Below are 13281 nucleotides of genomic sequence, written 5' to 3'. Positions count from 1 at the left end.
GGCCGCCGGAAGGTGTCCAATACGAATGGCGCCATTCCCGTATAGGCATTGTCGATGGATCGAGGCCGTTCAACGAGCCGGATCGCCGTTATATTCGGAGCATCGACTTGTCTGGGGGCCGTCCCGAGCCCCGCGAAAGGAATCGTAGATGTCTCTGCTGGAGAATCGCACTGCCGTCATCACCGGAGCCGCACAGGGCATCGGGTTCGCCATCGCACAACAGTTCGTCGATGCCGGTGCACGCGTGGTGATCGGCGACCTCGACCTCGACGCCGCCACCGCCGCCGCGGAGAAGCTCGGCGGCCGCGACGTGGCACGGGCCGTGCGGGCGAACGTCGTCGAGGCATCCGACTGGGACACCCTCCTCGCCGAGGCGGTCGACGGCTTCGGCTCGCTCGACATCGTCGTCAACAACGCCGGCATCACCCGCGACGCCACCATGCGCACGATGACCGAGGAGGACTTCGACCTGGTCATCGCCGTGCACCTGAAGGGCACCTGGCACGGCACCCGCAAGGCCGCCGCGATCATGCGTGAGGCCAAGCGCGGCGCGATCGTCAACATCTCCTCGCTGTCCGGCAAGGTCGGCATGGTCGGCCAGACCAACTACTCGGCCGCCAAGGCCGGCATCGTCGGCCTGACCAAGGCCGCCGCCAAGGAGATGGCCCACCACGGAGTGCGCGTCAACGCCATCCAGCCCGGCCTGATCCGCTCGGCGATGACCGAGGCGATGCCGCAGAAGGCCTGGGACCAGAAGATGAGCGAAATCCCCATGGGCCGTCCCGGCGAGGTCGACGAAGTCGCTTCCGTCGCACTGTTCCTCGCCTCCGACATGTCCTCCTACATGACCGGAACGGTCCTCGAGGTCACCGGCGGCCGCTTCATGTGACGGACCCTCCGTCACCCCCCTCCTCCCCGAAAGGTCTTCAGGTCATCATGCGCGAAGTCGTCATCTGCGAGCCGGTCCGTACTCCGATCGGCCGTTACGGCGGAATGTTCAAGTCCCTCACCGCAGTCGATCTCGGTGTCGCGGCTCTCAAGGGCCTGCTCGAGCGTACCGGCGTTGCGCCCGAAGAGGTTCAGGACGTCATCCTCGGTCACTGCAACGGCAACAGCGAGGCTCCCGCCATCGGCCGTGTCGTCGCCCTCGACGCCGGTCTGCCGATCACGGTGCCCGGCATGCACATCGACCGCCGCTGCGGTTCGGGCCTGCAGGCCGTCATCCAGGCTGCCTTCCAGGTCGGTAACGGCGACCACGATCTCGTCGTCGCCGGTGGCGCCGAGTCGATGAGCAACGCGGCGTTCTACTCCGTCGACATCCGCTGGGGCGGCGCCCGCACCGGCGTGAAGATGCACGACGGCCTGGTCCGTGCCCGCGAGACCGCCGGCGGCCGTTTCTACCCGGTGCCCGGTGGCATGATCGAGACCGCGGAGAACCTGCGCCGCGAGTACTCGATCTCCCGCGAGGAGCAGGACGAGCTGGCCCTCAACTCGCACCTGCGTGCCGTCGAGGCCCAGAAGAACGGCATCCTCGCCGAGGAGATCATCCCGGTGACCGTCAGCAGCCGCAAGGGCGACGAGGTCATCGACACCGACGAGCACCCGCGTCCCGACATCAGCCTCGAGTCGCTCTCCAAGCTGAAGCCGATCATGGGCAAGCAGGACCCGGAGGCCACCGTCACCGCCGGTAACGCCAGCGGCCAGAACGACGCCGCCTCCATGGCCTTCGTGACCACCCCGGAGAAGGCCGCCGAGCTGGGCCTGACCCCGCTGGTGCGGATCGTGTCCTGGGGTGTCGCCGGTGTCGCGCCCAAGATCATGGGCATCGGCCCCGTGCCCGCCACCGAGGTCGCTCTCGCCAAGGCCGGCATCACCCTCGCCGACGTCGACCTCATCGAGCTCAACGAGGCGTTCGCCGCGCAGGCCCTCGCTGTGACCCGCGAGTGGAAGTTCGGCAAGACCGACTTCGACCGCACCAACGTCCACGGCTCCGGCATCTCGCTCGGCCACCCGGTCGGCGCGACCGGCGGCCGCATGCTCGCCACCCTCGCCCGCGAGCTGCACCGCCGCGAGGCCCGCTACGGCCTCGAGACCATGTGCATCGGCGGCGGCCAGGGCCTGGCCGCGATCTTCGAGCGCGTCTCGTAACCAGCCGGCTGCCGGTTCGGGGAGGTTGTGTCCGAAATTTTCGAAATTTCAGGACACACCCTCCCCGAACTCTTTTCAGACCGGGGTTCCGGCCGACGCCAGGGCACGTCGTACCCGTTCGACGAACACCTCGGGCCTGCGGTACAGCAGGTCGGCACCCACGTGTAGGACGGTCCACCCCAGTTCCGGCAGCACCGTGTACCGGTCGATGTCGCGGGTGCGCTGCGTGGGGTCGGTCCAGTGCTGCGCCCCGACGTACTCCACGAGCACCCGCCACTGCTTCCAGCCCATGTCGGCACGCGCCACGAACTCGTCACCGTCGAACACCTCGATCTGGGTCTCCGGTTGCGGCAGACCGGCCCGGATCAGGAGCAGGCGTGTGCGGGTCTCGGGTGGTGATGCGGCTCCGCCGTCGACGAGTGCGAGCACCCTCGGCACGGCACCGATACCGTGCGCGCCCTTGTTTCCCGCCGCGAGTTCCTCGATCTCGTGCACCTTCAGATCGGTTGCGTTGCAGAGCGCGTCGATCGTCTCGATCACCCGGTCGAGCGGCATGCGCCGGGCGAGATCGAAGGCCGTCTGCGCGGGTGTCGTGGCAGCCATGCCGTCCACCACGCACGTCTCGAGCCTCGTGGCCCGGCGCACCACGATCCCCGGTACCGGCCGGACGTGGTCGCCGCGGACGAGTTCTGCCGGTGCGTCCGGGTCGAGCCACCGGGTGCCGTGCACAGCGGCCGCCGAGACTCCCGCGAGGACACCTCGGCCTCGGGACCACAACCATGCCGCCTTCGCGCGCCGCAGGGGTGTCGCCGGTACGCCTCGCCGGATGTAGACGTCGCGGTGCAGGTGCACGAACTCGCGGGCGAGGCGGTGCCGCGAGACGTGTCCGGCGGCGAGGGCCTCCCGGCCCGAGAAGGGTTCGTCGAAGTCGATCACGCGCCGAGCTTGCACCACTCGCCGGCGTCCCGGTCGTCGCGCGACCAGGGGATTGTGGACAACCTGCCGTTATCCACAGGGCGCATACGAAAGTTCGGGGAGGTTGTGTCCGAAATTTTCGAAAATCTCGAACACAACCTCCCCCAACCTCATTCGGACAATCAGGCGTTCGACGTCGTCGCCGGGGGCGGTGAAGGTCTCGGCGACCGCCTCGTCGACGACGATCAGCGGGGCGCCCGGGGCGAGGGTGCGCCGCACCGCGTCGAGCACTTCGACGGGTTGCGGCATGTCGTGGATGCACTCGAACGCGAAAGCGGCGTCGTAGGTCGCCTCGGGCAGATCGGCGGCGTCGGACTCGATGACGGTGATCCGCTGCGCCACAGCGTCGTCCGACTCCACGTTGGTGCGGGCCAGTTCGACGGAGGCCAGGTCGACGTCCACCCCGTCGACGTGCCCGCCGGGGCAGGCGTGGGCGAGAGCGATCGTGGACCAGACTGCGCCGCAACCGATGTCGAGCAGTCGGGCGCCCGGCTTCCGCAGCACCGCGTCGAGTTCCGGGACCGACCGCAACGCGCCTTCGAGACGGTGCTCGAACCACGGCCGGTTCGCGTCGGCCTGCGATTCGCGCGCGTCGCGCCCGAGCCGCGACCACGAGACCCCGCCGCCGGTCCGGTAGGCCTCGAGCAGTTCCGGCAGATGCATCGCCGCACCGCACACCATCCGCGCCATCGGGGTGCTGTAGGCCAGGCTGTGCGGATCGGCGAGGACCGCGACGCCGACCGGGGACAGGGAGAAGCGACCGTCCTCGTCGACGCCGAGGATGCCCGTCACCGCCTGCTGCTCGAGCCATTCACGGGCGTACCGGGCATCGGTGCCGGTGCGCTCGGCGAGTTCGACGGGGCTGGCGGGGCCGTCCTCGGCGAGGCTGCGGTACCAGCCGAGCCGGTCGCCGAGATGGATGGCGAGGGCGTCCATCGCACCGAGGACGGCATCGAGGATGCGCTGAGCGAAGGCGTCCGGGGAGTCGGTGAGGGGAGGGGTGGTCGTCGAGGTGGACACGGGAGGTCACCTCCGGGTTCCGGAGCGGATGTCTACCCCCATGGTGACCCCGGATCGGGCCGGTTGCTACTCCGAGGAGCGCACGTAGTCGACGAACGCCCGGCCCACCTTCGACAACGCCGCCGGGTCGAAGACCAGGCCGTAGGACTGGGTGAAGGTCGGCTCGCACGGGCGCACCACCGCGACGTCCTGCGCCGCCTCCGCCAGCGACCGCTCGACGAACGACCCGCCGAGACCCGCGATGACCATCGGCAGACGTGCCTCGCGGTGGTCGGTGAGCACCGAGATGGGCCGCCGGATCCGGGCCTGCCGCATCGCGTGGTCGATGGAGTCGCTCACCGATCCCATCCCGCGGGGTACGAACACCATCGGCATGTCGGGCAGCTCGGTCAGGGGCAGCGGGCCGGGCGGCAGGTCGGTGCCCTGCGGGTAGGCCAGCCAGTACTCGGTGTGCCCGAGCTCGATGACCTCGAGGCCCACCCGGTCCTCGACCGGGAGGTGGGTGACGACGAACTCGCAGTGCCCGTCGCGGAGAACCGACGCGGTGGATTCCTCGTCGCGCAGGTCGCCGAGCCGCGCGGTGACCTTGGGATGCAACCGCCGGAAGTCCGTCACCAGATCGACGATCGGCCCCGTCGCGAGGGCGGGGAAGACCATCAGGTCCAGGCGGCCGGTCACTTCCCCGGTCGACACGGTGAGCAGCTCCTCGACGGCGTTCACATCACGCAGGATCTGACGGCTCGGACCGATGAGGGCCTTGCCCGCCGCGGTGAGCACCATGCCCCGTCCGATGCGGTGGAACAGCTGCACCCCGAGCTCGCGCTCGAGACTGCGCAGCGCCTGCGAGACGGTCGGCTGAGCTACACCGAGTTCGGCTGCGGCGCCGTTGATCCCGTCGTTCTCGACGACGGCGAGGAAGTATTCGACCTGCCGGAACTCCATGTCGTCACGCTTCCCAGGTGGTGGAGGTGGTGGTCGCCACGAACGCGGCGGCGGCGGGGGAGAGTTCACCGGGCCGCATCACCAGCCCGACGGGACGCCGGAAGGGCGGGTCCAGCGACCGCACGACCGCGCCGGGGATCTGCTTCTCGGCGACACGCCGCGGCACCACCGTGCCCGCGGTGCCGCGTTCGACGAACTGCCACAGCGCGGCCTGGTTGGAGCAGTCGACGACGACATTCTGCTCGCCGAGCAGTTCGCCGGTGCGGGCGGCGCTCGCGCGGGAACCGAGGTCGAGGACCAGGGGGAACTCGCGGACCTCGGCCCGGGTGATCGGTTCGGGCACGTCGGTGGCGAGGTCGGGGTGCAGGGCGAGCACCATCTCCTGGTCCAGCACGTGCTTGGTGATCATGCCGGCGTGCTCGACGGACAGGTCGGTGATGCCGATCTCCGCCTCCCCGCGGCGCAGGGCGGCGTGCACCCCGGCGGGTCCTTCGGCGTCGTTGACCCGCACGGTCAGGCTCGGGTACTGCTGCCGGAAGCGCTGGACGAACTCGATGATCGGGTGGATCGAGAAGGTCGCATAGGTGACGATCTCGACGCGGCCGGCCTGGAGGTCGCGCACCGCCGCGACCTTCTGCTTGGCTCGCTCGACGTCGGCGAGGATGCGGCGCGCGGCGACCTCGAGGGTGCGGCCGTCCTCGGTGAGGGTGAGGCGGCGCCCGCTGCGGTCGAACAGGGTCGTTCCGAGGCGACGCTCGAGCGTACGGATCGCCTGCGACAAGGATGGTTGCGAAATATAGAGAGCCTGAGCGGCTTTCGTGATCCCGCCGTGGTCGACGACGGCCACGAAATAGGTCACCAGGTGCAGGTCCACCCCGCCATCGTATGGGACGGGCCACAACGGCCCGCACGCAACCGTCCCGGATCGGCCCTCGGGGAGCGATCCGGGACGGTTCTCGGGGACCTAGGCGCCGGTCCAGACCGGGGCGCGTTTCTCGGCGAACGCCTGGGCCCCCTCCTTGGCGTCGGACGAGGCGAAGACCGGCTCGATGAACTTGCGCTGGGCGACGAAGGCGTCGGGATCGGTGTAGTTCGCGGCCATCGACAGGACCTGCTTGGTGGCCTTCACGGCCAGCGGCCCGTTCTCGGCGACCCGCGCGGCGAGTTCCTTCGCGACGGTCAGTGCCTCACCGGGCTCGGCAAGCCGGTTGACCAGGCCGTACGCGTGGGCGCGCTCGGCGGTGAGCGGATCGCCGGTGATGGCCATCTCCATCGCGAGCGGGTACGGCAGGATCTTCGGCAGGCGCAGCAGACCTCCGGCCGCGGCGGCGAGGCCGCGCTTGACCTCGGGGATGCCGAACTTCGCCTCGCGGGAGGCGACGATCAGGTCGGCGGACAGCGCCAGCTCGCACCCACCGGCCAGCGCCCAGCCCTCGACCGCGGCGATGAGTGGCTTGGTGGGCGGGGCCTCGGTGATGCCACCGAAGCCGCGGCCGGGGATCGACGGGCGCTCACCGCGGGCGAACGCCTTGAGGTCCATGCCGGCGCAGAAGGTGCCACCGGCGCCGGTGAGGATACCGATGGTGAGGTCGGGGCGTGCCTCGAACTCGTCGATGGCGGCGGCGAGCGCCTCGGAGACCTCGAGGTTCACGGCATTCTTGGCCTCGGGGCGGTTGAGGGTGAAAACGGCGACGCCGTCGGCGAATTCGGTGAGGACAACGCTCATGTCAGTGTTCTTTCTTCGTAGCGGTGGAGGAGAGGGTCCAGCGGGCAGGAGTGCCGTCGTCGGAACGGACGTCGCCCCGGTCGGAGAGGACGATCAGGTGCGCCTGGGTCTCGCGCACCGCGAGGCGTTTCAGACGTGGGGTCATCGCGTCGACGGGGCGAGACCACGTCACGTTCCGGGTGAGCTCCCAGGCCGTCGACTCCGGTCGCGCCGCCACGGCGTCGCGGATCTCGGTGAGCCGGTCCTCGTGGTGCTCCATCAACTGGCGGGCCCGTTCGACGACCCCGCGGAAGCGGTACTCGTGCGCGGGGAGCACCTCGCAGTCCGGCAGCGCCGTGGTGGCGTGCAGCGACAGCAGGTAACGGTGCAGCGGGTCGGGCAGCTCACCCGGCCCGGACGAGATGTTGGGGCTGATGCGCGGCAGCATGTGGTCGCCGCTGAACAGCAGGTCGCGGTCGCGGTCGACGAACGCGAGGTGGCCCGGGGTGTGGCCGGGGGTCCACACCGCCTCGACGTTCCATCCGGGCAGGTCGAGCCGGTCACCGTGGGCCAGGACGATATCGGCGCTCTCCCCGGGCGGGAACCGCACGAGCTGGAGCCGCTCGGCCTCGACGACCTCCGGGGGCGCACCCAAGCCGGTCAGGTCGACGCGCCAGGCCTCCTTCTCGGCGGCGGTGTCCACGGGGGTGAAGTGCCCCAGGGCGGTGGCGTCGGCGGCGTGCATCGCGATGGTCGCGCCGGTCGTCTCCCGCAGCCGCGGTGCGAGACCGAAGTGGTCGGGGTGCAGGTGGGTGATCGCCGCGTAGCGCACCTCGGTGATGTGGTGACCGGTCGCGGCGACACCGCGTACCAGCGCGTCCCAGGACTCCTCGGTGTCCATGCCGAGGTCGATGAGGGCGAGACCGTCGTCGAGGGCGAGCGCGTAGGAGAGCACGTAGCGCAACGGATTCCGCGGCATCGGCACCGGGATCGACCACAGTCCCGGCCGGACCTCCTCGACGGGTGGCAGCACCTTCGCCGCCCATGCCTCGCGCTGGACGACGCCGACGTCCTCGGTGACGATCACGAGGTGCTCCCCTCCGGGGCGGGAGCGAACTCGTTGCGCAACGTGCGCTTGAGGATCTTGCCGCTGGCGTTGCGGGGCAGCTCGTCGAGGAAGTGGATGCGCTGCGGCTTCTTGTAGGAGGCGAGCCGCTCGACAGTGAACTGCACGAGTTCGTCCTCGCTCGGGCGCTCGGCGCCCGGCGCGATCCGCACGGCGGCGACGACGGCTTCGCCCCACCGGTCGTCGGGCACCCCGACGACGGCGACCTCCGCGATGGCCGGGTGCTCGGCCAGCACCGACTCCACCTCGATGGGGTAGACGTTCTCGCCGCCGGAGATGATCATGTCCTTCACCCGGTCGGTGACGAACAGATAGCCGTCCTCGTCGATGTGCCCGGCGTCGCCGGTGCGCAGGAAACCGTCGGCGGTGAACAGCGCCGCGTTCTCGGCGTCGCGCCGCCAGTATCCGGGGGTGTTGTTGCGGGAGCGGCACACGATCTCGCCGGTCTGCCCGGCGGGCAGCGGCTCACCGGTGGCGAGATCGCGGATCTGCACGTCGACGCCGGGCAGCGGGGTGCCGGCCGACCGCAGCAGATACGAGCGTGCGCCGTGCGGGTCGTGGTCGTCGGCGCGCAGGGCGGTGAGCGCCCCCATCGTCTCGGTCATGCCGTAGCGCTGCACGAACCGGCAGCCGAGGGTGTCCATCGCGCGGGCCAGCTGCGCGGGGGTGATGGGGGAGGCGCCGTAGGCGACGAGTCGCAGCGACGACAGGTCGTACTCGGCGAGATCGGGCATCTCGACGAGCATCCCGATCACCGACGGCACCAGGAAGGCGTGGGTGATGCGGTGCTCGGCGATCGCTTCGGCGACGAGATTCGGGCGCATCTCGCCGAGCAGCACCAGGTGCAGACCCGCCGAGAGGGTCGTGCTCATCCAGCCGGTACCGGCGATGTGGAACAGCGGCAGGGCGTCGAGGGCGACGGAGTCGTCGGTGAACTCGTACAACGCGAAGTTCTGAGGCTCGTTGAACAGGTTGTGGTGGGTGGCCACGACGCCCTTCGGGCGGCCCGTCGTGCCGGAGGTGTACAGCTGCAGCAGCTCGGTCGCGGGATCGTCGCCGAAACCGGGATCCACCCCGTCGCCGGAGGCGACGAAGTCGTCCCACGACCGGGCATCGGGCACCGCGGCGGGGTCGCCGACCACCACGATCGGGATGCCGGGCCGGACCTTCGCGACGGCGCGGGCGGAGTCGGCGAACTCGGCCTCGACGATCAGCGCGTCGAGCTGGGCGTCGTCGGCGATGTCGGCGACCTCGGCGGGGTTCAGACGCCAGTTGAGCGGGGTGAACACGAGCCCGGCCTTCGCGCAGCCGACGAAGGACGCGGCGCCGGGCAGGCCCATGCGCAGCAGCGCACCGATCCGCTTCGACTCGACGGGCACGGTGGTGAGCGCCGAGGCGACGCGGTTGGTGAGGTCGTCGAACTGCGAGTAGGTGAGGGTCGTGTCGCCGGAGCTGACCGCAGCACGATCGGGGTGCTCCGCTGCCATCCGCCGGATGCGGTTGGGAAGGTGCAACTCGCTCACATCACGCTCCTGATCGCCGAGACAACGGGGACGTGCCGTCCACGCGTTTCAGTCGAACACGATCGTGACGTCGGCTACAAAGACCGGCAGCCGCACGAAACGTTAGGACAAACCTATGAGCGGAGTCCGGCCGTCACACGCGGTCCTGACGGCCGGGTCCCTCCACGACGTTGCGCAGCAACTCCGTGTCGGTGGGCAGACGGTCCGGGGTGAACGTCCACTGCCCGCCGGTCCACGGGTCGATCAGGTGGCCCTCGGCGTCGCCGGGCAGACACTCGGCCTCCTCGCGCAGCAACCGCACGATCGGATCGTCGTCCGCGCCCGCCTCACCGGCGAGGATCACTGAGATACTGCGGTTCGCAGGTGATTTCACCAACCGCAGCAGCTGGATCAGGTCTTCCTGGCCGTATCCGTGCGGCATGCTGCCGAGGACGACGAGAAGAGGTGCGGGCGAACCGGATTCCGATTCGATCTGCTGGGCCAGGGCGTCGAGGTCGGCGGCCTCGGCGAGTCCCCGCAGCCGCGCCGCGACGTGCTCGCTGTCGAGCACCGGTGGTCCCGCGAGCAGAGGAGCGGTGAGGCTCGTGAGCCCGGGCAGCGAACGCGCGGGATCGATCAGGTGCAGCAGCGTGCCGGGGCACGCGGCGAGCAGCCGCACGGTCAGCGCCGAGACGACGGGACCGAGCTCGGCCGGGTCGCCCTCGAGCCACAACGGCCGGATCAGCGGGGCGGGCAGGCACAGGGGGATGCGCAGCGCCCCGAGGTCGGGGGCCCACACCTCGCCGACGCGCACCCCGTCGCTCGGGGTTCCGGGCCGCGACCAGCTCGGCGACGACCATGACGCGAGGGCCGGCGGCAGGGTCGCGTCGACGGTGAGCAGTTCGGCGGTGAGCACCGCGCTGTCGTCCCGGTACCGCTCGTCCGCGGCGTCGACGAGTTCGCGATAGCGTTCCTCGGCCCGTTCGCGTCGTCGTTCGGCGGCCGGGCCGGTGCGGTCCGCGGGGTCGGCCACGGCGGCGGACAGTTCGTCGTCGAGCCGCTGCTGGGCGAACTCGTAGGTGGACGTGCACGCCGCCGCCGACCGGGCGGCGTCCTCGAAGATGCGCCACAGCAGTTCGAGCGGAGGAAGCCCGGGTTCCGCGGGAGCCTCGGCACCGTCGGTCGGGGTGCCGACCTCGGCACCGTCGACCGGGGTGCCGCCCTCGGCACCGTCGACCGGGGTGCCGCCCTCGGCACCGTCGACCTCTGCGCGGTCGACCTCTGCGCCGTCGACCTCGACACCGTGGGCGGTGAACATCCGCTCGAGCCCGCCGGTGTAACCCTGCCCGAGCGCGCGGATCTTCCACGCGTCGCCGCGACGGTAGATCTCCCAGCACAGCAACGCCGTCTCACCGTCGGTCGGTTCCACGTGAAACGTCGCCACGACGCCACCGGCCGCGTCGGCCAGCGTGGTCGTCACGGGTACCGAACGTCCGGCGCCGACCGCGCAGAGAACCCGGGCACCGGGCCGCACCGCGGCGGGGTCGACGAGCAGCGTGTCGCCCTCGAGCCGCACGCCCGGCGTGGCCGGCTGGTTGTAGAACACCGCGTCGGCGGGGGACGACACGTGCCACCGGTCGTCCACCACGAACGCGCACACGTCCAGCGGGACGCCGGCGGTCGCGGTGAACCGGACGGTACGAGTCGTCAGCGGGGCGTTGCGTCCCGCTGTGAAGTGTTCGCTCACGGGCGCCTACGAGACCAGGAACCGGCTCAGCTGCGGGGCCGCCTCGCCCGGGTGCTTCGCCTGCATCCCCTCGCCGATGGCCTGCAGCCTCCAGTCGCCGCCCTGCCGGAAGACCTTCGCCATGACCATGCCGGTGAACGGCATGCCGCCCTGCAGGGTGTAGCGGGCGAGTTCGATGTCGGTGGTGCCGTCCACGAGGCGGCAGAAGGCGTTCTGCACCTGCTCGAAGGTGTGGCCCTTGTAGGAGGTCACGATGAACATCACGGTGTTCACGTGCGCGGGCACGCGGGTGAGGTCGACGAGGATCACCTCGTCGTCGCCCTCACCGACACCGGTGAGGTTGTCGCCCTGATGCTGGATCGAGCCGTCCTTCGAACGCAGCTGCCCGTAGTAGACGACGTCGGCGATCTGGTTGTCGGCGAACATCACCGCCGAGGCGTCGAGGTCGATGTCGGCGGAACGGTTGCCGAACAGTCCGCGCTTCTGCACCGGATCCCAGCCGAGACCCATGGTCAGGTAGGTCAGGGCGACGCCACCGTCCTTGCGGAGCGTGACCTTCTGACCCTTGACCAGGCTCACCGGCCGGGCCTTCGTGAGGCTGACCTCGGCGGGTTGTGCCGGCTGTGCCTGCTGAACCGGCTGTGCGGGCTGAACCGGCTGCGCCGGAGGCGCAGACTGCACGGGAGGTGCCGTCTGCACCGGCGGCGCCGGGGGCGGTGTGGGAGCAGCCGGGGGCGGTGTGGGAGCAGCCGGAGCGGACGGCGCGGGAGCGTCGTCGACGCTGACGCCGTGGTCGGTCACCAGGTCCGCGAATCCGCCCGCGTAACCCTGGCCCACCGCCCGGACCTTCCATGCGCCCTGGCGCCGGTACAGCTCCAGCGCGATGACGACGGACTCGCTCGTCAGACCCTCGATCAGGTACTCGTACAGCACGGTGCCGGTGCCGTCGGCGACACGGGCGGTCGGCGGCGCGAACCGGCCGAAGCTGCTCGACGGGTCGTCGAGGGTGATCACCGCACGCACCTGGTCGATGTCGGCGGGCACCTGCGCGAGCGACACCGCGAGCGAGGCGGCCTGACCCGGGGCGCCCGGCACCAGCCGCACACCGGGGCCGGTGGGCTGGTTGAAGAACACGAAGTCGGCGTCCGATCGCACCTTGCCGTCCGCCTTGACCAGCAGCGCGGACAGGTCCGCCGGGGTGGTCAACTCGAGCGAGACGACCACGTCGGACGCGGTCAACGGTCCGTTCTGACCCTTGGAGAGCGAAGTCGGCAAGATGTGTCCTCACTGTGTCGGTGACCGGGCGGGCGGTCGGCTGGCATCCCTACTCTACGAAGCCGCGGAGAACCGAGCGGACCGGGCGAACCAGGTGAGGATCTCCTCGCCCGCCGCGATGCCCGCGGCCTCGGTGACCGACACCGTCGGATGCTGCCAGTCCAGCAGTTCGAGTTCGCCGTGGCGCGGGCGGATCGCGGCGTCGGCGGCCTTGAGCATCTCGGCGTCGAGGGCACCGTCGCCGGCGGCGAGGACCGGGGCGTCGTCCGTGAGGAGCCCGGCCTCCCGGAGCCGGCTCCGCACCTCCGCGACCGCGCGGCTCTTGCACACGCCGTCCGGCATCGTGTAGATCTTCCGGCCTTGCTGCGAGGCGTTCCAGCCGCGCGAGGCGCACCAGTCCTGCCAGTCCGCGAGGAAGCCGGAGGGCTGCGCGGCGACGTCGACGACGAGATAGCAGAACAGGTCGTCGGCGATCCTGAACTTCGACACCCACTCCTCGGAGATCCGGCGGCGCAGTTCGGTGGTGACTTCGTCGAGGCCCGCCCCGCCCGCGCACACGGCACCTTCGATGCGGCGGCGCCAGCCCTCGTCCACCCGTCCGTCCTCGAGGATGCAGCCGCCGTTGCTGGTGATGGCGTAGTGCCACGGCCCACCGGGAAGGTCGATGCGGCGGAACTGCTCGGGGGTGCGTGTGGTGGTGGGGACGACGGCCACCTCGTCGGCGAGCTCGCGCAGCAGCCGTGCCTCGACCTCGGTGACGTAGGAGAGCGGCGCACCCTCGTAGTACTCGACGCACAGCAGGTCGTCGGGCCGGTCGTCCGCCATCGCGGCCCGCGAGTAG

General features: G+C 70.5%; 12 protein-coding genes. 2 read left to right on the top strand and 10 right to left on the bottom strand.

Translation table 11 applies throughout. The annotated features are described in order from the left end of the window. The first annotated feature begins 148 nt into the window (after positions 1–148). Positions 149–889, top strand: a complete 741-nt coding sequence (fabG, locus tag OED52_RS19950) for a 3-oxoacyl-ACP reductase FabG (protein ID WP_264152543.1) — start codon at positions 149–151, stop codon at positions 887–889. A 47-nt stretch (positions 890–936) separates the two neighbouring features. Further along, entirely contained in the window at positions 937–2148 is a 1212-nt protein-coding gene (locus tag OED52_RS19945; RefSeq protein WP_264152542.1) for an acetyl-CoA C-acetyltransferase, read from the top strand. Positions 2149–2223: 75 nt separating this feature from the next. Here the strand turns inward: OED52_RS19945 and OED52_RS19940 are convergent, their stop codons facing one another. From OED52_RS19940 to OED52_RS19895, 10 genes are all read right to left on the bottom strand, one after another. Further along, positions 2224–3084: a hypothetical protein gene (locus OED52_RS19940; RefSeq protein ID WP_264152541.1), complete on the bottom strand. Its 861-nt coding sequence runs from the start codon at positions 3082–3084 to the stop codon at positions 2224–2226. Between the two features lie 69 nt (positions 3085–3153). Continuing rightward, positions 3154–4143, bottom strand: a complete 990-nt coding sequence (locus OED52_RS19935; protein WP_413247691.1) for a class I SAM-dependent methyltransferase — start codon at positions 4141–4143, stop codon at positions 3154–3156. Between the two features lie 66 nt (positions 4144–4209). Continuing rightward, entirely contained in the window at positions 4210–5085 is an 876-nt protein-coding gene (locus tag OED52_RS19930) for a LysR family transcriptional regulator (protein WP_264152540.1), read from the bottom strand. A 4-nt stretch (positions 5086–5089) separates the two neighbouring features. Further along, positions 5090–5959: a LysR family transcriptional regulator gene (locus OED52_RS19925; protein WP_264152539.1), complete on the bottom strand. Its 870-nt coding sequence runs from the start codon at positions 5957–5959 to the stop codon at positions 5090–5092. A 90-nt stretch (positions 5960–6049) separates the two neighbouring features. Beyond that, a complete protein-coding gene (locus OED52_RS19920; protein WP_264152538.1) occupies positions 6050–6811 on the bottom strand; it encodes a crotonase/enoyl-CoA hydratase family protein in 762 nt (253 codons plus the stop codon). Between the two features lies 1 nt (position 6812). Then, positions 6813–7877, bottom strand: coding sequence for an MBL fold metallo-hydrolase (locus OED52_RS19915; protein WP_264152537.1), 1065 nt, complete (start codon positions 7875–7877; stop codon positions 6813–6815). Further along, positions 7874–9439 (bottom strand): long-chain-fatty-acid--CoA ligase, encoded by a 1566-nt coding sequence (locus OED52_RS19910; RefSeq protein ID WP_264152536.1) that lies wholly within the window; start codon positions 9437–9439, stop codon positions 7874–7876. Before OED52_RS19910 ends, OED52_RS19915 begins: the two co-directional genes overlap by 4 nt. Before the next feature lie 133 nt (positions 9440–9572). Then, a complete protein-coding gene (locus OED52_RS19905; RefSeq protein WP_264152535.1) occupies positions 9573–11165 on the bottom strand; it encodes a TerD family protein in 1593 nt (530 codons plus the stop codon). 6 nt (positions 11166–11171) lie between these two features. Next, a complete protein-coding gene (locus OED52_RS19900) occupies positions 11172–12440 on the bottom strand; it encodes a TerD family protein (RefSeq protein ID WP_264152534.1) in 1269 nt (422 codons plus the stop codon). 54 nt (positions 12441–12494) lie between these two features. Then, a complete protein-coding gene (locus OED52_RS19895) occupies positions 12495–13265 on the bottom strand; it encodes an HAD family hydrolase (protein ID WP_264154783.1) in 771 nt (256 codons plus the stop codon). Positions 13266–13281 lie beyond the last annotated feature (16 nt).

Source organism: Rhodococcus sp. Z13, from assembly GCF_025837095.1.
In the GTDB taxonomy this organism is placed as follows: domain Bacteria; phylum Actinomycetota; class Actinomycetes; order Mycobacteriales; family Mycobacteriaceae; genus Rhodococcus; species Rhodococcus sacchari.
Note: the sequence above shows the minus strand (reverse complement) of the source record. Positions and strands in the feature narration are given on the sequence as shown.